41 protein-coding genes are annotated in these 24,069 nt (G+C 47.9%); 2 read left to right on the top strand and 39 right to left on the bottom strand.

Annotation, left to right across the window (positions count from 1 at the left end; translation table 11 throughout):
- Positions 1 to 166: 166 nt before the first annotated feature.
- Together EDM52_RS25220 and EDM52_RS17065 are read right to left on the bottom strand one after the other, a co-directional pair.
- Complete coding sequence (locus EDM52_RS25220) at positions 167 to 400, bottom strand: hypothetical protein (protein WP_122910161.1); 234 nt, start codon at positions 398 to 400, stop codon at positions 167 to 169.
- Positions 401 to 516: 116 nt separating this feature from the next.
- Complete coding sequence (locus tag EDM52_RS17065; RefSeq protein WP_122910160.1) at positions 517 to 1,170, bottom strand: stage II sporulation protein M; 654 nt, start codon at positions 1,168 to 1,170, stop codon at positions 517 to 519.
- A 124-nt stretch (positions 1,171 to 1,294) separates the two neighbouring features.
- Between EDM52_RS17065 and pdaB the strand changes: the two genes are divergently transcribed.
- Positions 1,295 to 2,056, top strand: coding sequence for a polysaccharide deacetylase family sporulation protein PdaB (gene pdaB / locus EDM52_RS17060; RefSeq protein WP_122910159.1), 762 nt, complete (start codon positions 1,295 to 1,297; stop codon positions 2,054 to 2,056).
- A 47-nt stretch (positions 2,057 to 2,103) separates the two neighbouring features.
- On the opposite strand, the gene EDM52_RS17055 is transcribed toward pdaB, so the two are convergent.
- Positions 2,104 to 2,691, bottom strand: a complete 588-nt coding sequence (locus EDM52_RS17055; RefSeq protein WP_122910158.1) for a KinB-signaling pathway activation protein — start codon at positions 2,689 to 2,691, stop codon at positions 2,104 to 2,106.
- 126 nt (positions 2,692 to 2,817) lie between these two features.
- Here EDM52_RS17055 and gerD point away from each other — a divergent pair, with 126 nt between their 5' ends.
- A complete protein-coding gene (gerD, locus tag EDM52_RS17050) occupies positions 2,818 to 3,447 on the top strand; it encodes a spore germination lipoprotein GerD (protein ID WP_122910157.1) in 630 nt (209 codons plus the stop codon).
- A 62-nt stretch (positions 3,448 to 3,509) separates the two neighbouring features.
- Here the strand turns inward: gerD and EDM52_RS17045 are convergent, their stop codons facing one another.
- The 36 genes from EDM52_RS17045 to rplD all read right to left on the bottom strand — a co-directional run bounded on the left by EDM52_RS17045 (position 3,510) and on the right by rplD (position 24,059).
- The gene (locus tag EDM52_RS17045) at positions 3,510 to 4,610 is read right to left on the bottom strand and encodes a P-loop NTPase (protein WP_122910156.1); all 1,101 of its coding nucleotides are present in this window, start codon (positions 4,608 to 4,610) and stop codon (positions 3,510 to 3,512) included.
- A 102-nt stretch (positions 4,611 to 4,712) separates the two neighbouring features.
- Positions 4,713 to 5,429, bottom strand: coding sequence for an N-acetylmuramoyl-L-alanine amidase CwlD (cwlD, locus tag EDM52_RS17040; RefSeq protein ID WP_122910155.1), 717 nt, complete (start codon positions 5,427 to 5,429; stop codon positions 4,713 to 4,715).
- A gap of 219 nt (positions 5,430 to 5,648) precedes the next feature.
- Positions 5,649 to 6,041, bottom strand: coding sequence for a 30S ribosomal protein S9 (gene rpsI / locus EDM52_RS17035; RefSeq protein WP_103110167.1), 393 nt, complete (start codon positions 6,039 to 6,041; stop codon positions 5,649 to 5,651).
- Positions 6,042 to 6,061: 20 nt separating this feature from the next.
- Positions 6,062 to 6,499, bottom strand: coding sequence for a 50S ribosomal protein L13 (gene rplM, locus EDM52_RS17030; protein WP_122910154.1), 438 nt, complete (start codon positions 6,497 to 6,499; stop codon positions 6,062 to 6,064).
- A gap of 218 nt (positions 6,500 to 6,717) precedes the next feature.
- Positions 6,718 to 7,470 (bottom strand): tRNA pseudouridine(38-40) synthase TruA, encoded by a 753-nt coding sequence (gene truA, locus EDM52_RS17025; RefSeq protein WP_122910153.1) that lies wholly within the window; start codon positions 7,468 to 7,470, stop codon positions 6,718 to 6,720.
- Positions 7,467 to 8,264, bottom strand: a complete 798-nt coding sequence (locus EDM52_RS17020; protein WP_122910152.1) for an energy-coupling factor transporter transmembrane component T family protein — start codon at positions 8,262 to 8,264, stop codon at positions 7,467 to 7,469. Before EDM52_RS17020 ends, truA begins: the two co-directional genes overlap by 4 nt.
- 3 nt (positions 8,265 to 8,267) lie before the next feature.
- Entirely contained in the window at positions 8,268 to 9,140 is an 873-nt protein-coding gene (locus EDM52_RS17015; RefSeq protein WP_122910151.1) for an energy-coupling factor transporter ATPase, read from the bottom strand.
- A complete protein-coding gene (locus tag EDM52_RS17010; protein WP_122910150.1) occupies positions 9,116 to 9,967 on the bottom strand; it encodes an energy-coupling factor transporter ATPase in 852 nt (283 codons plus the stop codon). Before EDM52_RS17010 ends, EDM52_RS17015 begins: the two co-directional genes overlap by 25 nt.
- A 252-nt stretch (positions 9,968 to 10,219) precedes the next feature.
- The gene (gene rplQ / locus EDM52_RS17005) at positions 10,220 to 10,579 is read right to left on the bottom strand and encodes a 50S ribosomal protein L17 (RefSeq protein WP_122910149.1); all 360 of its coding nucleotides are present in this window, start codon (positions 10,577 to 10,579) and stop codon (positions 10,220 to 10,222) included.
- Between the two features lie 131 nt (positions 10,580 to 10,710).
- Complete coding sequence (locus EDM52_RS17000; protein WP_122910148.1) at positions 10,711 to 11,655, bottom strand: DNA-directed RNA polymerase subunit alpha; 945 nt, start codon at positions 11,653 to 11,655, stop codon at positions 10,711 to 10,713.
- A 157-nt stretch (positions 11,656 to 11,812) separates the two neighbouring features.
- Positions 11,813 to 12,214, bottom strand: coding sequence for a 30S ribosomal protein S11 (gene rpsK, locus EDM52_RS16995; protein WP_122910147.1), 402 nt, complete (start codon positions 12,212 to 12,214; stop codon positions 11,813 to 11,815).
- 16 nt (positions 12,215 to 12,230) lie between these two features.
- Positions 12,231 to 12,599 (bottom strand): 30S ribosomal protein S13, encoded by a 369-nt coding sequence (gene rpsM, locus EDM52_RS16990; protein ID WP_122910146.1) that lies wholly within the window; start codon positions 12,597 to 12,599, stop codon positions 12,231 to 12,233.
- Positions 12,600 to 12,620: 21 nt separating this feature from the next.
- On the bottom strand, positions 12,621 to 12,734 hold the full coding sequence (gene rpmJ / locus EDM52_RS16985) for a 50S ribosomal protein L36 (protein WP_003333770.1): 114 nt from the start codon (positions 12,732 to 12,734) through the stop codon (positions 12,621 to 12,623).
- Positions 12,735 to 12,768: 34 nt separating this feature from the next.
- Positions 12,769 to 12,987 carry a translation initiation factor IF-1 gene (gene infA / locus EDM52_RS16980; protein WP_023558720.1) on the bottom strand — a complete coding sequence of 73 codons (219 nt, stop codon included), beginning with the start codon at positions 12,985 to 12,987 and terminating at the stop codon, positions 12,769 to 12,771.
- A 118-nt stretch (positions 12,988 to 13,105) separates the two neighbouring features.
- Positions 13,106 to 13,852, bottom strand: a complete 747-nt coding sequence (map, locus tag EDM52_RS16975) for a type I methionyl aminopeptidase (protein ID WP_122910145.1) — start codon at positions 13,850 to 13,852, stop codon at positions 13,106 to 13,108.
- Between the two features lie 6 nt (positions 13,853 to 13,858).
- Complete coding sequence (locus EDM52_RS16970; protein WP_122910144.1) at positions 13,859 to 14,503, bottom strand: adenylate kinase; 645 nt, start codon at positions 14,501 to 14,503, stop codon at positions 13,859 to 13,861.
- Positions 14,504 to 14,565: 62 nt separating this feature from the next.
- On the bottom strand, positions 14,566 to 15,861 hold the full coding sequence (gene secY, locus EDM52_RS16965; protein WP_122910143.1) for a preprotein translocase subunit SecY: 1,296 nt from the start codon (positions 15,859 to 15,861) through the stop codon (positions 14,566 to 14,568).
- On the bottom strand, positions 15,861 to 16,301 hold the full coding sequence (gene rplO / locus EDM52_RS16960) for a 50S ribosomal protein L15 (protein WP_122910142.1): 441 nt from the start codon (positions 16,299 to 16,301) through the stop codon (positions 15,861 to 15,863). The genes secY and rplO overlap by 1 nt, the downstream gene beginning before the upstream one ends.
- 32 nt (positions 16,302 to 16,333) lie before the next feature.
- A complete protein-coding gene (gene rpmD / locus EDM52_RS16955) occupies positions 16,334 to 16,519 on the bottom strand; it encodes a 50S ribosomal protein L30 (protein WP_023558725.1) in 186 nt (61 codons plus the stop codon).
- A 16-nt stretch (positions 16,520 to 16,535) separates the two neighbouring features.
- A complete protein-coding gene (rpsE, locus tag EDM52_RS16950; protein WP_122910141.1) occupies positions 16,536 to 17,033 on the bottom strand; it encodes a 30S ribosomal protein S5 in 498 nt (165 codons plus the stop codon).
- Positions 17,034 to 17,051: 18 nt separating this feature from the next.
- A complete protein-coding gene (gene rplR / locus EDM52_RS16945) occupies positions 17,052 to 17,414 on the bottom strand; it encodes a 50S ribosomal protein L18 (protein WP_122910140.1) in 363 nt (120 codons plus the stop codon).
- Between the two features lie 33 nt (positions 17,415 to 17,447).
- Positions 17,448 to 17,984: a 50S ribosomal protein L6 gene (gene rplF, locus EDM52_RS16940; RefSeq protein ID WP_122910139.1), complete on the bottom strand. Its 537-nt coding sequence runs from the start codon at positions 17,982 to 17,984 to the stop codon at positions 17,448 to 17,450.
- Between the two features lie 34 nt (positions 17,985 to 18,018).
- On the bottom strand, positions 18,019 to 18,417 hold the full coding sequence (gene rpsH / locus EDM52_RS16935) for a 30S ribosomal protein S8 (protein ID WP_023558729.1): 399 nt from the start codon (positions 18,415 to 18,417) through the stop codon (positions 18,019 to 18,021).
- Between the two features lie 27 nt (positions 18,418 to 18,444).
- A complete protein-coding gene (locus EDM52_RS16930; protein WP_005828830.1) occupies positions 18,445 to 18,630 on the bottom strand; it encodes a type Z 30S ribosomal protein S14 in 186 nt (61 codons plus the stop codon).
- Between the two features lie 24 nt (positions 18,631 to 18,654).
- Positions 18,655 to 19,197, bottom strand: coding sequence for a 50S ribosomal protein L5 (gene rplE / locus EDM52_RS16925; RefSeq protein WP_122910138.1), 543 nt, complete (start codon positions 19,195 to 19,197; stop codon positions 18,655 to 18,657).
- Positions 19,198 to 19,223: 26 nt separating this feature from the next.
- The gene (gene rplX / locus EDM52_RS16920) at positions 19,224 to 19,538 is read right to left on the bottom strand and encodes a 50S ribosomal protein L24 (RefSeq protein ID WP_122910137.1); all 315 of its coding nucleotides are present in this window, start codon (positions 19,536 to 19,538) and stop codon (positions 19,224 to 19,226) included.
- Positions 19,539 to 19,587: 49 nt separating this feature from the next.
- Entirely contained in the window at positions 19,588 to 19,956 is a 369-nt protein-coding gene (rplN, locus tag EDM52_RS16915) for a 50S ribosomal protein L14 (protein WP_122910136.1), read from the bottom strand.
- Between the two features lie 41 nt (positions 19,957 to 19,997).
- Complete coding sequence (rpsQ, locus tag EDM52_RS16910) at positions 19,998 to 20,264, bottom strand: 30S ribosomal protein S17 (protein WP_122910135.1); 267 nt, start codon at positions 20,262 to 20,264, stop codon at positions 19,998 to 20,000.
- Positions 20,265 to 20,286: 22 nt separating this feature from the next.
- Positions 20,287 to 20,484, bottom strand: coding sequence for a 50S ribosomal protein L29 (gene rpmC, locus EDM52_RS16905; RefSeq protein ID WP_122910134.1), 198 nt, complete (start codon positions 20,482 to 20,484; stop codon positions 20,287 to 20,289).
- A complete protein-coding gene (gene rplP / locus EDM52_RS16900; RefSeq protein ID WP_049742233.1) occupies positions 20,474 to 20,908 on the bottom strand; it encodes a 50S ribosomal protein L16 in 435 nt (144 codons plus the stop codon). The genes rpmC and rplP overlap by 11 nt, the downstream gene beginning before the upstream one ends.
- A 2-nt stretch (positions 20,909 to 20,910) precedes the next feature.
- On the bottom strand, positions 20,911 to 21,573 hold the full coding sequence (rpsC, locus tag EDM52_RS16895) for a 30S ribosomal protein S3 (RefSeq protein ID WP_122910133.1): 663 nt from the start codon (positions 21,571 to 21,573) through the stop codon (positions 20,911 to 20,913).
- A gap of 16 nt (positions 21,574 to 21,589) precedes the next feature.
- Positions 21,590 to 21,922, bottom strand: a complete 333-nt coding sequence (gene rplV / locus EDM52_RS16890; RefSeq protein WP_122910132.1) for a 50S ribosomal protein L22 — start codon at positions 21,920 to 21,922, stop codon at positions 21,590 to 21,592.
- Between the two features lie 29 nt (positions 21,923 to 21,951).
- Positions 21,952 to 22,233 (bottom strand): 30S ribosomal protein S19, encoded by a 282-nt coding sequence (rpsS, locus tag EDM52_RS16885; RefSeq protein ID WP_122910131.1) that lies wholly within the window; start codon positions 22,231 to 22,233, stop codon positions 21,952 to 21,954.
- Between the two features lie 49 nt (positions 22,234 to 22,282).
- Positions 22,283 to 23,113 (bottom strand): 50S ribosomal protein L2, encoded by an 831-nt coding sequence (rplB, locus tag EDM52_RS16880; RefSeq protein WP_122910130.1) that lies wholly within the window; start codon positions 23,111 to 23,113, stop codon positions 22,283 to 22,285.
- A gap of 32 nt (positions 23,114 to 23,145) precedes the next feature.
- Complete coding sequence (rplW, locus tag EDM52_RS16875) at positions 23,146 to 23,436, bottom strand: 50S ribosomal protein L23 (protein WP_122910129.1); 291 nt, start codon at positions 23,434 to 23,436, stop codon at positions 23,146 to 23,148.
- On the bottom strand, positions 23,436 to 24,059 hold the full coding sequence (rplD, locus tag EDM52_RS16870) for a 50S ribosomal protein L4 (protein WP_122910128.1): 624 nt from the start codon (positions 24,057 to 24,059) through the stop codon (positions 23,436 to 23,438). Before rplD ends, rplW begins: the two co-directional genes overlap by 1 nt.
- Positions 24,060 to 24,069 lie beyond the last annotated feature (10 nt).

Raw genomic sequence — 24,069 nt, 5'->3', positions numbered from 1 at the left:
GGTTCAAAGCTGGCAAATCATGATAGACTCATCAACGCTTTCGCTGTTCAGTTTTCAAAGAGCAAGTGTCCGTCAACTCGTTGTTATTTCGTTACGTCGTCTTAAGGACAAGAACTAATCTATCACGTTCCATATGGTTGAGTCAATACGTTTTTCAAAAAAGATTTTAAGTAAAATTCTCTTCCTCGAGTTTCTTCCTTCTAACATACTTGGAAAGCTCCGTAGGGGATGCGATCCTAGCGTACATGCGGAACAGGATCGAGTATCGTTCCTCCATAGCTCTTTTCACTAAATAATCAATGCGCTTATCACTAAAATCAAGCAGCATTTCTTCCAGCTCTCGTTTTAAAAGATACTCTAATTCCAGTACTTCTTTGGAATGAAACAAAAACCCCAGCAACAAAATCGACCTCCATCTAACGAGTCTACCCCACTATCTTTTCCAACATAATTCTGCTGTATTCAAAAATAAAAGCCTTCCGTTTAGGAAGGCTTTACTTATGGACTTACTAGGAGTTATTTCAGCAACCTCAATTGTTCTAGTTGTTCCCCTAATGCGGCCTCCAGAATCATCGGGGTAATGACACTTTCCACAACACCCGCTACAAGAAGCAGCACGATCACCAGAAGTACGGCTGCTGGAAATTGCTTGAGGGTGTCATACCAATCGTTTTTTACCCGCTCCCCTTTCCCAGGCTGAAACAGCAAGCCAATGGAGCGAAGGACCAGTCCACCCAAGCGAATCCCTATCCCAGCAGCAAAGAATACAGCTGCCAGTTCAAAGATCCCGTGTGGCAAAATTCCTGCAGCAAACACAAGCAATGGATTTATTCCTGCTGTACTGTAGGTGGAGAGAATAAACCCAAGCAGAATTCCGTTCGCAAGCATGCCAAAAATGGGAAAGACCCCAAAAAACAAGCCCATCGCCATCATCATCAACGCACTAATCACATTGTTTGTATAGATAGCCCAGAAAGTAGCAAAAGCTCCTCCACCGTTCTCGCGTATGCGGTCCACCACTTCCTTCAATTGGCCCAAAAGCTGATTCACCATCTCCTGGACCGCTGCCGATTGCATGTATCCGATCAACATTCCGCCTAAGAACAGCAAGGCGGAGGCGAGAAAATAACGTCGATTATCTGCCCAAAGTCTTCTTAGCTGACTTTTCATAAGCACGCTCCTTCATCCCCGAATAATTCCACTATATTCATTTTACCTCATCAATAGTCGATAGACCAAAGAATATCCTTGTCTGATACGCATAAACTGATATCGGACAAAGGAGGTGCTTTTCATGAGATATATCTTCGTCGTCAGTGCACAGCGATTAAAACAAATCATGATCGTTTGTACCACTCTCCTGTTGGCAATCGCACTTGGGTACCAAGAACGCGATTCGATCGCAGCCTTTGCTGACCAGGAAGAGTCCCCACATGCGATCTATAAAGTGGACACGAAAGAAAAGAAGATCGCCCTTACTTTTGACATTAGCTGGGGAGAGACGAGAGCCGTGCCCATTCTGGATATTTTAAAGGAAAAGAATGTAAAAGCAACCTTTTTCCTCTCCTCTGCATGGAGCCAACGGCATCAGGACACAGTCAAACGAATCAAGCAGGACGGCTTCGAAATTGGCTCGCACGGCCACAAGCATGATTTTTACACCAAATACACCGATGAAGAAATCCGCTCCCAAATTCGTCTGGCGGACTCCATTCTGACCGAAATGACAGGCAAAAAGCCTACTCTCATTCGCATGCCCAACGGTGATATCGATAAACGCGTATTGACAATCGCCAATCAACTGAAGTACTCAGTAATTCAATGGGACACGGATTCTCATGACTGGACGAACCCAGGAAAAGACGTGATCGTAAACAATGTATTATCCAAAGCTCATCCTGGCGATATCATTTTGATGCATGCCAGCGATTCCAGCAAGGAAACACATCTGGCACTTCCTGTTATCATTGAAAAGCTGCGCGGCAAAGGCTACGAGTTCGTCACCGTATCCGAATTGATTTCAGGTGCAGATGTAAAAAGCCAAGAAGTGAAATAGCCTCTCCATTCATCACATCAAAATAAAAAGCTGGCCTCCGGACGAGGTCAGCTTTCCTGTTTTAATACGCGATGTAGTTGCATGACTTGCCACACGTTGCAAAACAATAACGGTACAAGCATCGATAAAGTTGCGTGAACATTATTTTCCTTAAGCGCTGGGATCCATTCCAATGCTGTGACGACAAACATGAAGAAAAGCGTCGGCACCCACGCCGTACGATTGGTTACGCTCACTTTACCGTAGGCAGTCACTACCGCTACGATGAGCAGCATGATCGGCTCAATGAAATACGGCCAGATCGAACCGTCTTGTCCAAGTGAATTATAACGCAAATAAATCATATCAAAAAAAACAAACACCACGAGAAATATCTGTATGCTTCTCCACAAGGATGGGGAGCGAACGAGGGTTTTTGCAAAGTAATTGACGGTCATATATGCAAAAAATCCCATTTGAGAAACAATGCTGATCGTCATACCATACAACAAGTACATGAGCATCCCGACGAAAAAGTTGCCCATGCTCCCTTCCGTCAGCTTTTCTAAATCAAAAATAATGGCGACTAGAATCCCACCCAAACCGCCAAGCAGCAGGGTGGTGATAAAAAGCCAGCCATATTTGCGCAAACTCACCTAACATTCCCTCCTATCCACATCGTTTATGATTGTACCAATGCAAGAAAGAAAATACTAGCGTAAGAACAAAACAAAATGCACACGTTACTCATAGGCAAAAGTAAAGAAGGAGGTGTCCAACCCATGAGAAAAAAGGCTTTCCCTTCTTGGTTGTTGTTCATCATCTGCCTGCTCATGACAGGATGTACAGCTGGCGGTCAAGGACAAAGTTCTCAGCCAGATTATAAAAGCATGAAAGACATGGTGCTGGACATTATGCAGACGGAAGAAGCCAAAAAGTCTGTGGAAAAAATGATGAAGGACGAGAAATTCAAGCAAAATATCATGCTTGATGAATCCACTGTACGTACGACCCTCATTCAGAGCATGACAAATCCGAATAGCACCCACATTAAAGAGGCTTTTAAAGATCCCAAATTTGCCAGTACTTTGGCGAAGTCAATGAAAGAAGAACAAAAAAAGCTGATGAAGGACTTAATGAAAGACCCAGAGTACCAGAAAGAACTGGTCAGCGTCATGAAGGATCCGGAGTTTGAAAAAAATCTGATGGAATTAATGAAAAGCTCGGCATATCGCCAGCAAACCATGCAAATCATGAAGGAATCGCTGCAAAGTCCGCTGTTCCAAGCTGAAATGATGCATTTGATGACCAAGGCAACGGAAGAAATGACAAAGCCAAAGGAACTGAAATCGAAGAAAAAAGGGCAAGGCTCGGGTAGTGGGGGTGAGGGTGGAGGCGGAGGTTCACAATAAGCGTACCGCCTTGTACGGTAACCAAAAAGGTGAGCTCGTATGGAGCCCACCTTTTTATCTTCTTACTTGGTTGTACCTTCACATTTCTGTTCCACGCGTTTGGCCATATCCATGTAGATTTGACCGATCGCACTATCCTGTTTGTACACGGATGGCGAATAATCTGGCTCAGACGGATGATTTTCCGGTTGCCCCAACGGAATCTGCGCCAACAGATCACAAGTCAGCGTCTCGGCCAGCTTGGCTCCGCCGCCACGGCCAAACACATACTCCTTGGTGCCGTCTTTGGCTTCATACCATGCCATGTTTTCGACGATCCCCAGAATTTCATGTCCGGTTCTTTTTGCCATTGCCCCCGCACGTGCAGCTACAAATGCAGCGGTCGGGTGAGGTGTCGTCACCACAATCTCCATACTTTGCGGAATCATAGTGTGTACATCAAGCGCCATGTCACCTGTACCTGGAGGCAAGTCCAGCAGCAAATAGTCCAGTTCTTCTCCCCAGTGAACTTCAGTAAAGAAGTTGCGGAGCATTTTACCCAGCATAGGTCCACGCCAGATAACCGGTGCGTTGTCTTCTACAAAAAAGCCCATCGACATCACTTTCACATTTTGCTTTTCTACAGGCAAAATGGTTTCTCCAATGACAGTCGGACGCTGCTCGATGTTCATCATGTCGGGTACGCTGAAGCCGTAGATATCCGCGTCGATGATACCTACTTTTTTCCCCAGGCGTGCCAAAGCCACGGCCAGGTTTACCGTTACGGTGGACTTACCCACGCCACCTTTACCAGAGGTAACGGCAATAAACGTCGTAGTGGATTCCTTGTCCAAAATCGGATTCAGCAAAGGCGTCTGACCCGGAGTCGCTTTCGGTGCCTGACTGCCGCGCAATTGAGCGCTCAGCGCCGCTCTCTCCTCGTCTGTCATCGCTCCGAATTGCAGCCTCACCTCTTCAGCACCAAGAGCACGCAAAGCCGATACGACATCATCTTCAATTTTTGCCTTCAACGGACAGCCTGTAATCGTCAGAACCACCGTAAGGCTGATGGTGTTCCCCTCGATCTGAATGTCACGAATCATGTTCAGTTCAACCAGACTGCGGTTAATTTCTGGATCTTTTACATCACGTAAAGCTTCCAGTACCTTTTCTTTCGTTAACATTTTGTTCCCCCCATCTATTCCTAAGCAAGTATTTTCACGATTTGAAAGGTATGCGCGTTCATTATAGCATACTCATATCCCGGGAACATCGGGAAGGCCCACTTACGGTGCAGTTGGAACCTTTTCCCCCGCATACTGTCTTAATATGCCCTGATAAATCGCATTTGCCATCGCTTTTTGGTAATCGACGGAACGCAGCTGCTCGACTTCCTTCGAGTTGCTGACAAAGCCTACTTCAACCAAAACTGCTGGACAAGTGACTTCACGAATCAGGAACACTTTTTCCGTTTTACTTGGCACCCGATCCGTATTCTCCATCACACGCTTAATTTCGTCCTGGATCAGATAGGACATCTCTTCGCTTTTTTTGAAGGCTGGTGAATAAAAAGTCTGCGCTCCCGACCATTTGGGGGAAGGAATGGAATTGACATGAATGCTAACCAAAAAGTCAGGTGCATTCTCGTTGATCAGCTTTACCCGGTTGCGAATATCCTCGGATTTACGCTTGCGATTTTGATCAGCTTCTGGCGAGGCCAAGTCCTTGTCCTCTTCTCTGGTCATAATGACATACGCCCCTGATTGCTGAAGAAAGTCACGCAAATACATGCTGATGGCAAGCGTCACATCCTTCTCCACCACGTCTCCTTCTGCTGAAACAGCGCCTCCATCCTTTCCCCCATGACCTGGATCAATCGCAATGACTGTCCCTGTCAATGGAAGCGACCATGCCGTCCAAGAAGAGCGATCGGGAGCTTCATAGGTGAACAGCACCATAAGTAAAGCAAAAGCCAGTATCCAGCCTAATCCTTTTCGTGTCACTGTCTACCGTCCCCTTTGTCCCATTCTCGTTCCATCATATGGACAAACGTGGACAAATATGACCATCGGGATTGGATAGAGAATACAGCTCAAGCTCAAACCCTGTACATAGCAGCTGTAGAAGGTATCAAACAACACTAGTACCCCTCTTCCCATCCCGAGCATGCAAAAACCCCTGACCGATGATGGCCAGGGGTAAATGTCGTTGCTTGTAAGCAATTAGCGCTTGGAGAATTGAGGTGCGCGACGAGCAGCTTTCAAGCCGTATTTTTTACGCTCTTTCATACGAGGATCGCGAGTCAGGAAGCCAGCGCGTTTCAGAGCGCCACGCAATTCCGGATCTGCTTTCAACAGCGCACGAGCTACACCATGACGGATTGCACCAGCTTGACCAGTGGTTCCGCCACCGTTTACATTAACCAATACATCGTAGCGACCCAGTGTTTCAGTCAATACGAGTGGTTGTTTCACGATCAATTTCAGCGTTTCCAAACCAAAGTAAGTATCCATTTCACGTTTGTTGATCAAGATGCGACCTTCACCTGGAACCAGGCGAACACGTGCTACGGAGTGCTTACGACGACCTGTACCGTAGTATTGTACTTGTGCCACGTATATTTCCTCCCTTTACCTTAACCGCGGATTTGCCAAGCTTCTGGTTTTTGTGCTGCATGTGGATGCTCAGTTCCAGCGTATACTTTCAGCTTGGTGAACATTTGACGTCCCAGTCTGTTTTTAGGCAGCATGCCTTTTACAGCGATTTCGAACATACGCTCTGGCTTTTTGTTCAGCATATCGCCAGCAGTTGTCTTTTTCAAACCACCTGGATACAGGGAGTGAGTGTAGTAGATCTTGTCTTGCAGTTTGTTACCGGTCAGCTTCACTTTGTCAGCGTTGATTACGATTACGAAATCGCCAGCATCAACGTGAGGAGTGAATTCTGGTTTCAGTTTACCGCGCAGGATCGAAGCTACTTCACTAGCCAGACGGCCCAGCGTTTGACCTTCAGCGTCAACGATGTACCATTTACGCTCTACTTCGAGCGGTTTCGCCATATATGTGGTACGCATGTTTGTCCCTCCTAAATATCTTACCTAACACAATGCTATAAACAAACGTTTGAAAGAGAAAATTGCAAACTGTAACGGGTGAGCAACTTCTCCAGGTGTTCCATATTAACACGATCTTGTCTTTTAATTCCCGGGGCTAGAGTGGGGCTAGGCGGGGTTAAAATACCAAGGAATATCGTACTACATAGAGGTGTCAGAGTCAAGTGCCTGCTTCAAGACTAATCTTTGGAAATGTTCGTCCCGTAGTAGACTTCCCACATCGTCAAACCTTTGGCCGGAGCTGTTTTCCCTGCTCGCTCGCGATCGCAAGCCAACAGAATTTCTTTTAGCTCATCAGGGGCTCTTTTGCCCTGTCCGACCTCAACCAAGGTTCCTACGATAATGCGAACCATGTTGTACAAAAAACCATTGCCTCGGCAAGTCACCCAAACCTCGTGACCGGACCGCTCTACCTTCACCCGATATACAGTGCGCACCTTGTCCTCCACATACGTCTTGGCTGAGCAGAAGGACGTAAAGTCGTGCTTTCCTTCCAGATGGCGTGCCGCCTGTTGCATCGCTTCCACATCCAGCGGAAAGCGAATGTGGTCGGCATACCGGTGGCGGAATACGTCTGCTACAGGAGCGTTATCGATGCAATAGCGGTATTCTTTCACCTGCACATCAAAACGAGCATGGAAGGACTCATCCGCTTCTTCCACAGAACGAACCACAATAGCATCGGGAAGTTGATTATTCAGTACAAAGCGCCATTTGTCCAGTGGAATATGGCTACCGGTATCAAAATGAATCACTTGTCCTCGTGCATGGACGCCTGCATCTGTTCGTCCTGATCCGTATACCTGAATCTCTTCTCCGGTAATCCGCTGAAGAGCAGCCTCGATCTCACCCTGAATAGTAATCTGGTCAGGCTGCACCTGAAAGCCACTATAATCAGTACCGTCATAGGCAACGACACATTTTAATCTCATGTTCGCCACCACCAAATCACAAACGTCAAGGCCGCAGCTACTACAGCGATCGCGACATCGCGCCACGTAAACTGCAGCTTATTGAGTCGCGTCCTGCCAACTCCTCCGCGATATCCTCGAGCCTCCATCGCTAGAGCCAACTCCTCAGCACGTCGAAACGCACTGATAAACAACGGAATGGCAATCGGAATCAGATTTTTCGCTCTTCTGACCAAATTACCGCTCGTGAAGTCGGCGCCTCTTGCTGTCTGTGCCTTGATGATCTTGTCCGTCTCTTCCATGAGCGTAGGAATAAATCGCAGAGCAATCGACATCATGAGTGCGATCTCATGCACCGGCACGCCTATGCGTCCAAATGGCCGCAGCAGTCGCTCCAAACCTTCCGTCAAATCCATCGGAGACGTAGTCAAGGTAAGCAATGAACTGAAGAGGATGAGAAGCCCCAGACGAATGGAAATAAAGATGGCCTGTCGTACGCCTTGCTCTTCAATGGTAAAGCTGCCCCATTGATAGTAGACGGTTCCGCCTTTCGTCATAAATATATGGAGAATGACGGTAAAGAGAATTAAAAACCAAACGGGCTTCAAGCTCTTCAGGATATAGGTGAATGAGAGCCGGGAAAGCAGAATCGTAAATAGGGTAAACCCGATGAGAATCGAGTGCGTAATGGTGTTGTTACCTAAAAAAACCAGCGTCGCAAACAGTACGATAAAAAGCAGCTTGCTCCGTGGATCAGCCCGATGGAGAAACGATTGTCCCGGCACGTACTGGCCGATAGCGATATTCTGCAGCATGCCCTAGCACTCCTTTGGCGCGGACAGTCGTTCCAGCAAATGAGCAATCAGCTCCTCTTCCCGATACAGCGTGGTCGGTAGGCTTTCTTTGTCCGGCAGCGATTGATTGATACGGGAGATGAAGGATACGGTTTCCGGTACGTCCAGTGACAAAGTTCGGAGCAACTCTGCCTGCTGAAATACCTCTTCCGGTCTCCCCTGCATCACCAGCTCACCACCTGCCATCACCAGCATCAGGTCAGCATAACGCGCAGCTTCCTCCATGCTATGTGTGACCAACAAGGTAGTCAGCTTCTGCTCACGATGAATGCGGTGAATGCCTTCCAGGATCGCTTTGCGCCCTGCAGGGTCTAGACCAGCAGTCGGCTCATCGAGTACAAGTACCTTGGGTTGCATCGCTAAAACCCCGGCAATCGCTACACGCCTCATCTGCCCGCCGCTCAATTGAAAAGGCGATCTGTCTTTCATCGTTTCGTAGTCAAGACCAACAATCTCCAACGCTTCTCGCGCCCTAGCTTCTGCCATATTCGGAGGAAGCTCAAAGTTAAGCGGACCAAAGCAGACATCCTTGGCAACTGTTTCTTCAAACAATTGATGTTCAGGATATTGAAAAACAAGCCCGATATCTTTGCGTCGAGCATGCGGAATTCGCTGAGAAGGGGTAATCACTACATCCCCGATGGTAATTTTGCCAGAAGTGGGAGTTAAGAGACCATTCAGATGCTGGATCAACGTCGATTTCCCAGAACCTGTTTGGCCGATTATCCCGACAAACGCACCTGAAGGAATCGTCAGCGAAATATTTTGCAAGGCCAGCCGTTCAAATGGCGTTCCCTTGCCGTACATGTGGCTTACCTGGTCAAAAGTAATCTGCATAGGTGCTCCACCAGCTCCTCTTGATGCAGTTCAAACGGAAGATCATATCCCTTTGCAATCAGTTCATGTCGTACTCGTACTACAAAGGGTACGTCCAAGCCTGCTTGCTGTAGCCTGTCTACCTGGGAGAATACTTCAGCCGGGTGCCCTTCCATCAAGACTTCACCGTTTTCCATCACGATTACCCGATCTGAATCGATCGCTTCTTCGGGAAAATGCGTGATGTTTACAACCGTGATTCCCTCTTCCCGGTTCAACCGTCTAGCCAAGTGCATGACTTCCTGTCGCCCCTGTGGGTCCAGCATCGCTGTAGCCTCATCCAAGATAATGACGGAGGGACGCATCGCCATGATACCGGCGATCGCGACACGCTGCTTTTGTCCTCCAGACAAACGGTATGGTTGTGCCAGCGCATACTTTTCCATGCCTACTGAAAGCAAAGCCTCGTCAATGCGATTGCGCATTTCCTTTGGATCTACCCCCATATTTTCAAGGCCAAAGGCAACATCGTCTTCTACTGTTGCACCAACTATTTGATTGTCCGGGTTCTGAAAGACCATCCCCACATGTCGGCGGATTTCCCAAATCATTTCACCATCTTTGGTATCTACACCGCTGACCAGTATCTTTCCACCCTCAGGAAGAAGTAGAGCGTTCATCAATTTTGCCAAAGTCGATTTGCCGGAACCATTGTGACCGAGAACCGAAACAAACGATCCTTTGGCAATCGAGAGATCGACTCCCTTCAGTACCTTTACCCGTTGACCTTCTTCGCCATCATAGGAAAAAGTGACATCTGAAAATGTCAGCAAGTTCTCCGGTTTCATGAGTCAGTCACATCCCTCGACATCTTCAAGCCCAGGTGAGAATCGAGATATACGTGGCTCTCCATGGCCAATGTACTCTCTTTTACTTTCCTCCGTTATCGCGTTAACGAATAGGAACTTCTAGAAAGTAGAAAAAAGGGTTGAATCAGAGTCCAGCCTATGACCAGATCTGCCCCCACCCTTTTCGCGGTAGTTTTCCAGGTCAGAGATTGTGTCCCATTCCCGGGTCAAACGACCAGTTTATTTGTGAAATTAAACCAATTCGATGAACGCCATTGGAGCAGCATCCCCACGACGAGGACCGGTTTTCAGGATACGAGTGTATCCACCGTTGCGCTCTTTGAAGCGAGGTGCGATTTCATCGAACAGTTTTTGAACTGCATCGCGGCCTTCTTCATTGGCTACTTCTTTACGAACGAAAGCAGCTACTTGACGACGAGCATGCAAGTCTCCACGCTTCGCCAGCGTAATCATTTGCTCAGCGATTGGGCGCAGTTCTTTTGCCTTCATCTCAGTAGTTTCAATGCGCTCGTGAATGATCAGGTCAGTTACCAAGTCGCGGAACAACGCTTTACGCGCCGCACTGCGACGACCCAATTTACGGTATGCCATGTTCTTAACCTCCCTTTTCACGCTGACCATGCTGCCTAGATGCTGTATGCTTCTATGTCAGCAAAACCAGATCTGTACTCCCTATTAGGGATACCGAAAGAACAAATGGTGTCCTTGGGTGAATCTCTTCCCTAGTCGTCGCTGCGCAATGACAAGCCGAGCTCAGCCAGCTTCTCTTGCACTTCTTCCAGAGATTTGCGACCCAGATTGCGCACTTTCATCATGTCCTCTTCGGTTTTCTGCGTCAGCTCTTGCACGGTATTGATACCGGCACGCTTCAAGCAGTTGTAGGAACGAACAGAAAGATCCAGTTCTTCGATCGTCATCTCCAAAACTTTCTCTTTTTTGTCCTCTTCCTTTTCAACCATGATTTCTGCATCTTTCGCTTCATCCGTCAGACCGACGAACAAGTTCAGGTGCTCCGTCATGATTTTGGCGCCAAGACTCACGGCTTCTTCCGGACTAATGCTGCCGTTCGTCCAAACCTCCAGCGTCAACTTATCATAGTTGGTCATTTGCCCTACACGGGTATTTTCCACTTGATAGTTCACGCGTTTGATTGGCGTGTAGATGGAATCAATCGGAATCACACCAATAGGCAGATCCTCCGATTTGTTTCCGTCTGCTTGAACATATCCACGACCACGTCCTGCTGTCATACGAATGTGTAGTCGACCGCCATTCGCCAACGTTGCAATATGAAGATCAGGGTTCAAGATCTCCACATCACTGTCAGCACGGATATCTCCCGCCTTGACGACGCCTTCGCCTTCTGCATCAATCTCGATGATTTTTTCCTCATCAGAGTGGATCTTCAGTGCTAGGCCTTTGATATTCAGGATGATCTCGGTTACATCTTCAACGACGCCCTCTACTGTCGAGAACTCATGCAGAACACCATCGATTTGCACAGTACGAACTGCCGCGCCTGGCAACGAAGACAGGAGAATCCGTCTCAGAGAGTTGCCAAGAGTAGTTCCATAGCCGCGTTCTAGGGGTTCTACTACAAATTTTCCGTACGAGTTGTCGTCGCTTACTTCCACAACCTCGATTTTTGGTTTTTCTATTTCTATCATTAAACAAACCCTCCTTCAAAACGTCGAAATTCTTGGGTGGGCCGCATACGTGCCCACTCAGGAACTTCCCCGGCGGTTTACCGTTTGCGTGCATGACAAGCAAATAAATCAGAATTTACCATTCTAGTATGGACATGTTCTGAACGTTATAAACCAGTTACACGCGGCGACGTTTTGGTGGACGGCAACCGTTGTGCGGAATCGGTGTCACGTCTTTGATCATATTAACTTCCAGACCTGCTGCTTGCAGGGAACGGATCGCTGCTTCACGACCTGCACCTGGACCTTTTACGGAAACTTCAAGGGAGCGCATGCCATGATCCATAGCTACGCGTGCTGCTGCTTCAGCAGCCATTTGCGCTGCAAATGGAGTGCTTTTGCGGGAGCCTTTGAATCCGAGGGAACCAGCGCTGGACCAAGAGATTGCGTTACCATGTGGATCAGTGATCGTAACGATGGTGTTGTTGAATGTAGAGCGGATATGCGCTACGCCAACTTCAACATTTTTACGGTCACGACGACGGGTACGAGTAGCTGTCGCTTGTTTTCTTTTCGCCATGTCAGATTACCCTCCTTTACTTCTTCTTGTTCGCTACTGTACGGCGTGGACCTTTACGCGTACGAGCATTGGTTTTGGAACGTTGGCCGCGAACTGGCAGTCCACGACGGTGACGGATACCACGGAAGCAACCGATTTCCATCAGACGTTTGATGTTCAGGGAGATCTCACGACGGAGATCGCCTTCCACCTTCACGGTTTTGTCGATGTACTCACGCAGTTTAGCAACTTCATCTTCTGTCAGATCGCGAACACGAGTGTTCACATCTACGCCAGTGGCGGACAGAATTTTTTGGGACGTGGGGCGGCCAATACCAAAGATGTAGGTAAGAGCAACTTCCACGCGTTTTTCGCGGGGCAAGTCAACGCCTGCAATACGTGCCATGTGTAAAAAGCACCTCCTTGTTTACCCTTGTTTTTGCTTATGCTTCGGATTTTCACAAATAACCATAACGTTGCCTTTACGACGGATAACCTTGCATTTTTCGCAGATCGGTTTAACCGAAGGTCTCACTTTCATGGTTCTTGCCTCCCTTTTCTAGGGGTTTAACCTCTTATTTATAACGGTACGTAATACGTCCGCGGGTCAAGTCGTACGGCGACAGTTCAACAGTAACTTTATCCCCAGGTAGAATGCGAATAAAGTGCATGCGAATCTTACCAGAGACGTGAGCGAGGATCTTGTGTCCATTCTCTAATTCTACCCGAAACATTGCGTTGGGCAAAGGCTCAATAACCGTTCCTTCCACCTCAATAACATCGTCTTTTGCCATAGTAAACTCTCCTTTCTTCTGCTCTTCAGTCGGACCATGAGTTTTGCGAAATGATCACACAACGAACTTATCGTCGACACGTTGGACGACAATTTCGGGAGAAAACCGAAACTCTCGTTTACGTTCGTGTAAAAATCTCATAGCCATCTTCCGTAATCGCGATGGTGTGTTCAAAATGAGCACAGTTCTTCCGATCCACTGTTACTACCGTCCAATTGTCCTCCAATGTGCGGACATAACGTTCGCCGGCATTTACCATTGGCTCAACTGCCAACACCATGCCTGGTTTCAACCGTGGACCTCGATTCGGAGGGCCGTAGTTGGGAACCTGCGGATCCTCGTGCAAGTTTTGCCCAATCCCATGCCCCACATACTCGCGAACGAGTGTGAAGCCGGCAGCTTCAGCATGAACCTGGATCGCATGTGAGATATCGGAGAGCCTAGCGCCCGATCTCGCTTGCTCAAGACCCTTGAACAGCGATTCTTCCGTTACTCGCAGCAACATCTGATTCTCCGGAGAAATCGTGCCGACCGGATACGTCCAAGCGGAGTCGCCATGAAAGCCTTGAAACTGGGCACCAATGTCGAGGCTGATGATATCTCCCTCTTGTAACGTCCGTTTTCCTGGGATACCGTGTACGAGTTCTTCATTGACTGAAGTACAGATACTTCCTGGAAAGCCACCGTAGCCTTTAAACGAGGGAATAGCTCCCATGCTTCTGATAAAGGTCTCGGCTATTTCGTCCAGTTGCTTCGTCGTGACACCAGGCTTGATTGCCTTGGCCAGTTCTTGATGGGTGAGTGCTACGATCCGACCAGCTTCGCGCATAACCTCAAGTTCTGCTTTCGACTTTAGGATGATCATTCGCAATTACCCTCGCAACAAAGACTGTATTTCTGCAAACACTACCTGGATATCTTGTTCTCCATTGATTTCTCGCAGGAGTTCCTGACCGGAGTAGTAATCAATGAGCGGTTGTGTTTGAGCAATGTTGACATCAAGACGTTGTGCAACCACTTCCGGCTTGTCGTCTTCACGCTGATACAGTTTGCCGCCATCCTTATCACACACGCCAGCCTCCGCTGGAGGATTGAACAGTGTGTGGTAGCTACCTCCGCATACAGGGCAGATCCAGCGACCTGTCAGCCGTTCAATCAGGAGTTCCCGACGAACGGTGATATTGACCACGTGATCAATTTTGCGTCCCAGCTCTTCGAGAGTTGCTGTCAACGCTTCAGCTTGAGGAACGGTGCGCGGGAATCCATCCAAGAGAAAACCCTCTTTGCAGTCGTCCATCGACAATCTTTCCCGCACAATTCCAATCGTTACTTCATCTGGGACCAGTTGACCTTGATCCATGTAAGACTTGGCCTTCAGTCCGAGCGGCGTTTCGTTTTTAACCGCAGCTCGGAACATGTCACCAGTCGAAATGTGCGGGATGTTAAACTCTTTCACGATTCGTTCTGCCTGTGTACCCTTACCGGCTCCAGGCAGTCCCATCAGAATTATATTCACGTCCATTCCCTCCGTCCCAAGAAGAAAAGCTTACAGAGGCTTTTCCGAAAAATACCAAGGTACTACTTGATGAACCCTTGATAGTGGCGCTTGATCAACTGGCTTTCAATCTGCTTCATCGTATCAAGAGAAACCCCGATGACGATCAAGAGTGAAGTACCACCGATGAAAATCGACTGTGGTAAATCGGCCAGCGAACTGAAGAAGAACGGCAAGATGGAGATTACCATCAAGAACATAGCGCCAGCCAGTGTCAGACGGTTCAACGTACGTGAAATGTACACCTCGGTGTTTTTACCAGGTCGGATACCAGGAATGTAACCGCCATTTTTCCTCATATTCTCCGCCATTTGCACAGGATTGATCTGTACAAAGGTGTAGAAATAAGTGAAACCAATGATCAAGATAGCGTAAAGTGCCATTCCGATTGGAGCATTTACCTGGAAGTTTTGATAGATCCAGTTGGCAAAGCCAGTACCGGAAGCATCAACCCAGAACTGCGCAATCGTCGATGGGAACATCACGAGCGAGACCGCGAAGATAACTGGAATTACACCTGCAGAGTTGACCTTCAAAGGAATATGCGTGGATTGACCACCATACATTTTGCGTCCAACAACGCGCTTGGCGTATTGCACAGGAATCTTACGCACACCTTGCTGCATAAAGATAACCCCGACAACAATGGCGAGGATCACCAAAAGGATGATCACTACCTTTACGATACTGAAGAAAAGATTTTGGGATGGATCAGCGAATTGCGTAGCGTAAATCGTGCCAATCCCGTTAGGAATGTTCGCGACGATACCCGCAACGATCAGGATCGAAATCCCGTTCCCGATACCCTTCTCCGTAATCTGTTCCCCCATCCACATCATAAAAGCTGTACCAGCCGTCAATGTCAACGCAATAAGTGCATAACTGCCAATCGATGTATCATTGAGCAATCCAGGCGCCATATTGTTGAAACCAATTGTCATCCCGACCGACTGAATCAAACCAAGAACAATCGTGAAGTAGCGAGTTACCGTAGCGATTTTGCGACGGCCAACTTCACCCTCACGCGCCCATTGCGTCAGCTTGGGCACAACGTCCATGGAGAGAAGCTGCATGATAATGGATGCTGTAATGTAAGGCATGATCCCCATTGCAAAAATCGAGAAGTTTTGCAGTGCTCCACCCGAGAAGGTGTTCAACAATCCCAACAGCTGGTTTGTGTTCTGCTGAAACAACTCGACGTTTACGTTAGGAACAGGAACAAATGTCCCAATCCGGAAGACAACCAGCATCATAAGAGTAAACAAGATCTTACGACGAAGGTCGCCTATCTTAAAAATGTTAGTGAATGACGCTAACATTAGATCACCTCGGTTGTTCCACCGACTTGAGCGATCTTCTCAGCAGCTGCACCGGAGAACTTGTGAGCTTTAACTGTAAGCTTCACTGTCAGTTCGCCATTAGCAAGGACTTTCACACCATCGCGGAGGGAGCTGATTACGCCAGTTGCCAAGAGCAACTCAGGTGTTACCACAGTGCCTTCCTCGAAACGGTTCAGTGCATCCAAGCTCACGATAGCGAACTCTTTACGACTGATGTTCGTGAAACCGCGCTTAGGCAGACGACGGAACAAAGGATTTTGACCACCCTCGAAGCCAAGGCGAACTCCGCCACCGGAACGAGCATTTTGACCTTTGCGACCTTTACCAGCAGTTTTACCAGTACCGCTACCAATACCGCGACCGATGCGTTTGCGAGTGTGACGAGAACCTTCTGCAGGTTGCAGTTCGTGCAATTTCATACGTTGCACCTCCTAACTGATTGAAATGCTTTTTACGCTTCTACTTCTTTCACTTCAACCAAGTGCTTCACTTTGAAAACCATACCGCGGATCGCAGCGTTATCTTCTTTCACCACGGACGAATTGATTTTGCGAAGACCCAGTGCTTTTACCGTATCTTTTTGATCGACAGTACGACCGATCAGGCTGCGTTTGAGGGTGATTTGCAATTTTGCCATGTTCATTCCCTCCTTATTAACCCAACAACTCGTCAACAGTCTTACCGCGCAATTTCGCGACATCTTCCGCTGTTTTGAGACGGCCGAGACCTTCCAGCGTAGCGTTGACCATGTTGATAGGATTGTTGGAACCAAGAGACTTACTCAGGATATCACCTACACCTGCCAGTTCGAGAACGGCACGAACAGGACCACCTGCGATTACACCAGTACCTGGTGCTGCAGGTTTCAGGAGTACTTTACCAGCGCCGAATTGGCAGAGGACTTGATGTGGTACAGTCGTTCCTCTCATCGGTACGCGGATCAATTTTTTCTTAGCGTCGTCAATCGCTTTGCGAATGGCGTCTGGTACTTCTTGAGCTTTACCCATACCGGCACCTACGTGGCCGTTACGGTCACCCACAACAACCAGGGCGCTGAAGCTCATGCGACGTCCACCTTTAACCGTCTTAGCTACGCGGTTAACGGCGACTACTTTTTCTTCGAGCTCTAATTTGCTAGGGTCGATACGCATTCCTTACCCTCCTTGTTGTTAGAATTGCAGACCAGCTTCACGAGCTGCTTCTGCCAGTGCTTTAATACGTCCATGATAGATGTAACCACCACGGTCAAAAATCACTTCAGTCGCACCTTTTTCTTGTGCACGCTTAGCGATCAGTGTGCCAACAGCCGTAGCAGCTTCCACATTAGCCCCGTTTTTCAGGCCAAGCTCTTTATCCAAAGAAGATGCAGATGCCAAAGTTACACCAGTTGCATCGTCAATCAGTTGAGCATAGATGTGTTTAGAAGAACGGAATACGTTCAGACGAGGGCGGATGGTAGAACCAATCACGCGTCTGCGAATTCGCAGGTGACGTTTTTTCCGAGCTTTGTTTTTATCAGCTTTCGTAAACATTAAGCGGCCTCCTTTCTCATGAAACTACGAAGCTTACTTACCTTTTTTACCTTCTTTACGACGAACCACTTCATCGCTGTACTTGATACCTTTACCTTTGTAAGGCTCAGGTTTGCGATGTGCGCGGATTTCAGCAGCGATTTGTCCTACGCGCTCTTTGCTGATCCCTTTAACCACCAAAGTGGTTTGGTTCGGTACATCGATTTCAATACCAGCTTCAGGTGTGATTTCCACTGGGTGAGAGAAACCGAGAGAAAGTGTAACTCCGCTGCCGCTTTTTGCAGCACGGTAACCTACACCGACCAGTTCCAAAGTACGAGTAAAGCCTTCCGATACACCTGTTACCATGTTGGCAACGAGTGCACGAGTTGTACCGTGCAGGGAACGGTGAAGTTTGTTGTCGCTAGGGCGCTCAATAACTACTTCATTCTCAGCGATGTTGATTTTGATATCTGGGTGAAAGCTACGAACGAGTTGACCCTTAGGGCCCTTTACCGTCAGCTCAGTTCCGTTCAGAGTGAGGGTAACGCCTGCAGGTACCACGATCGGTTTTCTACCGACACGAGACATGTGGTGCACCTCCTGTGCTTTTACAATCTATGAATTACCAAACGTATGCAAGAACTTCTCCACCAACGTGTGCCTGACGAGCTTGTTTGTCAGTCATAACACCAGTGGATGTAGAGATGATCGCGCAACCCAGTCCACCCAAAACCTTAGGCACTTCAGTGTTCTTAGCGTACACACGAAGACCAGGCTTGGAGATGCGTTTCAGACCTGTAATAACGCGTTCGTTGTTTTGGCCATATTTCAAGAATACACGGATAATCCCTTGTTTGTTGTCTTCAACAAACTCAGCATCGCGGATAAAGCCTTCTTCTTTCAGAATGCGCGCGATTTCCTTCTTGATTTGGGACGCCGGGATCTCCACTTTCTCGTGGCGAACCATGTTGGCGTTGCGAATGCGTGTCAACATATCTGCAATTGGATCAGTCATAACCATGAGAGAAAACCTCCTTCCCGTTTCAAATTACCAGCTTGCTTTTTTCACGCCTGGAATTTGACCTTTATAAGCAAGTTCACGGAAGCAAATACGGCAGAGTTTGAATTTGCGCAATACGGAGTGAGGACGTCCGCAACGCTCGCAACGAGTGTACGCGCGAACAGCAAACTTCGGCTGACGCTGTTGCTTGATGATCATTGATTTCTTTGCCACATTCTTCCCTCCTTACGAGTGGGTTTATTTACGGAATGGCATACCCATTTGAGTCAAAAGCTCACGAGCTTCCTCATCCGTTTTCGCGGAAGTAACGATAACGATGTCCATACCGCGCACTTTGTCAATTTTATCGTACTCGATCTCAGGGAAGATCAGTTGTTCCTTCAGACCGAGTGTGTAGTTACCGCGACCATCAAACGCTTTGGAAGAAATTCCGCGGAAGTCACGTACACGTGGAAGAGATACATTCATCAACTTGTCGAGGAAGTGGTACATACGCTCGCCGCGCAGAGTAACCTTCGCACCGATCGGCATACCTTCACGCAATTTGAAACCCGCGATGGATTTCTTCGCGCGAGTTACTACAGGCTTTTGACCAGCGATAATTTGCAGGTCTTCAACCGCAGTATCCAAGGCTTTAGCGTTAGCAACAGCTTCGCCAACACCCATGTTGATGATGATCTTTTCTACTTTCGGCACTTGCATGATGGAAGTGTAATTGAACTTGCTCATCAAGCTAGGCACGATTTCATTCGAATACTTTTCTTTCAGTCTTACTGCCATCTAGAACGTCCTCCTTTCCGACCTGACTACTTGTCGATTACTTCGCCAGATTTTTTCGCATACCGAACTTTTTTACCGTTATCCAACACTTTGTAACCGATGCGAGTTGCAGTTCCGGACTTCGGATCGATCAAAGCTACGTTGGAAACGTGAATCGGTGCTTCTTGGGTAACAATGCCGCCTTGCGGATTGGCTTGAGACGGACGGCTGTGTTTTTTCACGAGGTTGATACCTTCAACCAGAACGCGATCTTTTTTAGGATAGGCAGCGAGAACGCGACCTTTTTTCCCTTTGTCCTTGCCCGCATTTACGATAACAGTGTCGCCTTTTTTAACGTGCATCGCTTGGTGCACCTCCTATCGAACAAACTACCGAACTATTAAGCTTCAATTAGATAACCTCTGGAGCCAAAGAGATGATCTTCATGAAATCCTTGTCGCGGAGCTCACGAGCCACAGGTCCAAAGATACGAGTACCACGAGGGGATTGATCTTCTTTGATGACAACTGCTGCGTTTTCATCAAAACGAATGTAAGAACCGTCTGTACGGCGAACGCCGCTCACTGTACGTACTACAACCGCTTTAACTACTTGACCTTTCTTGACAACGCCGCCGGGTGTAGCGGATTTAACGGAGCATACAATAACATCACCGATGTTCGCCGTTTTGCGACCGGAACCACCCAGAACCTTGATGCACATGAGTTCCTTTGCACCGGAGTTGTCAGCAACAGCCAATCTCGTCTGAGTTTGGATCATTTACTGTTCCTCCTTTCGGAATTGATATCCGAAAATCTAACTTATACGATTACTGCCTCTTCGACGATACGTACCAAGCGGAAACGCTTGTCTTTGGACAATGGACGAGTTTCCATGATTTCCACGATGTCGCCCACTTTTGCCGTATTGTTCTCGTCGTGAGCCTTGAACTTTTTGGAGTATTTCACACGTTTGCCGTACAAAGTATGTTTCTTGTAAGTTTCAACAAGAACCACGATGGTTTTATCCATTTTGTCGGAAACGACGCGACCTACAACGGTTCGACGCATATTGCGATCTGCGGTCATCGTTCAAACCTCCTTCCTTAAATTAACCGATTCCCAATTCTCTCTGACGCAGGATGGTTTTCGCACGAGCAATATCCTTGCGTACTTGTTTGATGCGAGATGTGGTTTCGAGTTGACCTGTAGCCAACTGGAAACGAAGGTTGAACAACTCTTCTTTCAAAGAAACAACGTTTTGTTCGAGCTCGGCAGTGGTCAAATTACGGTACTCATTAGCCTTCATGTGCGTCACCACCCACTTCTTCACGCTTCACGAACTTGCACTTGATTGGCAGTTTGTGCATTGCCAAGCGCATTGCTTCGCGAGCGACTTCTTCAGGTACGCCAGCAAGTTCAAACATGATCTTGCCTGGTTTCACTACCGCTACCCATTTCTCAGGAGAACCTTTACCGGAACCCATCCGTACTTCGAGCGGTTTTTGTGTTACTGGTTTATCAGGGAAGATTTTAATCCATACTTTACCGCCACGTTTGATATAACGTGTCATCGCGATACGGGCAGCCTCGATTTGACGGTTGGTTACCCAAGATGGTTCTACTGCTTGCAATCCGTATTCACCGAACGCAACAGTGGTACCGCCTTTTGCGTTACCGGCCATTTTCCCGCGGTGTTGTTTACGGTGTTTCACGCGTTTTGGCGTCAACATGATTACTTGCCTCCTTCCTCAGTAGCGACGTTCTTTCTCGCTGGAAGGACTTCTCCACGATAGATCCACACTTTAACACCGATGCGACCATAAGTGGTATGTGCTTCAGCAGTACCGTAGTCGATATCAGCGCGTAGTGTATGAAGCGGAACAGTACCTTCGCTATATCCTTCAGAACGTGCGATGTCAGCGCCGCCCAGACGACCGCTTACCAAGGTTTTGATACCTTTTGCACCAGAGCGCAGCGTACGAGTGATCGATTGCTTTTGCGCACGGCGGAAAGAAATGCGGTTTTCTAATTGGCGAGCAATATTTTCAGCTACCAGAGTAGCATCCAGGTCAGGACGTTTTACTTCGTTGATATTGATATGAACGCGTTTGCCAGTCAGTTCAGTCAAGGATTTACGCAGAACTTCTACTTCTGCTCCACCTTTACCAATTACCATACCAGGCTTAGCGGTGTGAATCGTAACGTTCACGCGATTTGCAGCGCGCTCGATTTCGATCGTGGATACTGCAGCATCTTTTAGACGCCCTTTTACAAACTTGCGGATTTTCAGGTCTTCGTGCAACAGTGTTGCGAAGTCCTTGTCAGCGTACCATTTGGACTCCCAGTCACGAATGACACCGATCCGAAGTCCTACCGGGCTTACCTTTTGACCCACACGTAATCCCTCCTTCTTATTTCTCGTTTAGTACCACTGTGATGTGGCTCGTGCGTTTATGGATGCGGCTAGCGCGACCCTTAGCGCGCGGACGGAAACGCTTCAGCGTAGGACCTTGGTCTACGAAGATTTTGCTCACTACCAGGCTGTTTGGATCCAGCTCATAGTTGTGCTCAGCGTTTGCAATAGCCGACTTCAGGAGTTTTTCTACTACAGGAGATGCTGCTTTAGGCGTGTGTTTCAGGATCGCCAAAGCCTCACCTACTTGCTTGCCTCTGATCAAGTCTACCACGAGGCGGACTTTACGAGACGCGATGCGAATATTGCGAGCAACTGCTTTTGCTTCCATCTTTGTACCTCCTCTCTGTCAAGAGAAAATTAGCGCTTCTTGGACTTCTTGTCGTTGTCGACGTGACCCTTGAAGGTACGAGTTGGTGCGAATTCACCCAATTTATGGCCAACCATGTCTTCCGAAACGTATACAGGTACGTGTTTGCGGCCATCGTACACTGCAAACGTGTGTCCTACGAAATCAGGGAAGATGGTGGATCGACGAGACCAGGTTTTGATCACGCGTTTCTCGTTCTTTTCATTCTGCTCGACAACTTTTTTCATCAAATGGTCATCCACGAAAGGACCCTTTTTCAAGCTTCGTCCCATTAGTGAACCTCCCTTCGCCAAAGGCGTTCGGTTATTGTATCAGCCTACCTTATTTCTTGCGACGGCGGATGATGTACTGATCGGATTTATTCTTTTTCTTGCGAGTCTTGAGACCCAAAGTAGGTTTACCCCAAGGAGTAACAGGTGCTTTACGTCCGATTGGAGCGCGGCCTTCACCACCACCGTGTGGGTGATCGTTAGGGTTCATTACGCTACCGCGAACAGTTGGGCGCTTACCCAGCCAGCGGGAACGTCCTGCTTTACCGATGTTCAGCAGCTCATGATCTTGGTTTCCTACTTGACCGATGGTTGCACGGCATACGTTATGAATGCGGCGTGTTTCACCGGAAGAAAGACGTACGATTACGAACTCCCCGTCACGACCCAGCAATTGAGCGGAAGTACCAGCAGCGCGAACCAATTGGCCACCTTTGCCTGGTTTCAGCTCGATGTTGTGGATAGTTGTACCTACAGGGATTTTTTCCAGAGGCAGTGCGTTACCGATTTTGATGTCGGCATCTGCGCCGGAAACAATCTCGTCGCCCACTTTCAAGTTATGTGGAGCGATGATATAACGCTTTTCACCGTCAGCATAGTTGATCAAAGCAATGTTAGCGGAACGGTTTGGATCGTATTCGATAGTAGCTACACGACCTACGATACCGTCCTTATTGCGTTTGAAGTCGATGATGCGGTATTTGCGTTTATGCCCGCCACCTTGATGACGTACTGTAATTCTACCTTGGTTGTTGCGTCCAGCTTTTTTGCTCAGAGGCGCCAACAAGGATTTCTCAGGAGTTGAAGTAGTGATCTCCTCAAAAGTAGAAACAGTCATTTGGCGACGAGAAGGAGAAGTCGGTTTAAACTTTTTAATACCCATGTTAATACCCTCCTTTTCGGGAATCGTCGAGATTATACGCCCTCGTAGAAGGTCAGGTCTTTGCTGTCATCAGTCAGCTTAACGATCGCTTTCTTCCACTCAGAAGTATAACCGGAGTATTTTCCATAGCGTTTTGGTTTCGCAGGTACGCGGATAGTGTTCACTGCAGCAACCTTTACGCCAAAAATCTTTTCAACTACTTGCTTGATTTCTGTCTTGTTGGCTTTAAGAGGTACTTCGAAAACGTACTTCTTCTCTGCCATCATGTCAGTGGTGCGCTCCGTAATGATAGGGCGCTTAAGGACATCATGAAGGCTCTTCATTAGGCGAGCACCTCCTCTACTTTCGCAACCGCGTCTTTCGTCACGATTACTTTATCATGCGCTACCAGATCCAGAACGTTAATGCCTGCAGCATCTACGAACTTAGCACCTGGGATGTTACGGGAAGAGAGCGCTACGTTTTGATCATACTCGGAAGTAACGATCAGTACTTTGCGATCTGCTTTCAAGCTGTTCAGAACAGCTGTCATTTCTTTTGTTTTTGGAGCTGTGAAGTTCAGAGCATCCAAAACGAGCAATTCGTTGTTTTGAACTTTTGTCGAGAGTGCAGATTTCAGAGCCAAACGACGAACTTTACGGTTCAGTTTGTAACCGTATTTGCGCGGAGTTGGTCCGAAAACAACACCGCCACCTTTCCATTGCGGAGAGCGAATGGAACCTTGGCGTGCACGACCTGTACCTTTTTGGCGCCATGGCTTGCGGCCACCACCACGTACTTCAGAACGGTTCTTTACATCGTGTGTACCTTGGCGTTGGGACGCTTGTTGCATCACGATCGCATCGTACAGAACTGCGCTGTTAGGTTCAATCCCAAATACGCTGTCTGCCAGATCGATTTCGCCAACTTGAGAACCGGTTTGGTTATAAAGAGCTACTTTCGGCATGTCAGTTCCT

Origin of the sequence: Brevibacillus invocatus, from assembly GCF_003710915.1 — a bacterium.
Classification (GTDB): Bacteria; Bacillota; Bacilli; order Brevibacillales; family Brevibacillaceae; genus Brevibacillus; species Brevibacillus invocatus.
Note: the sequence above shows the minus strand (reverse complement) of the source record. Positions and strands in the feature narration are given on the sequence as shown.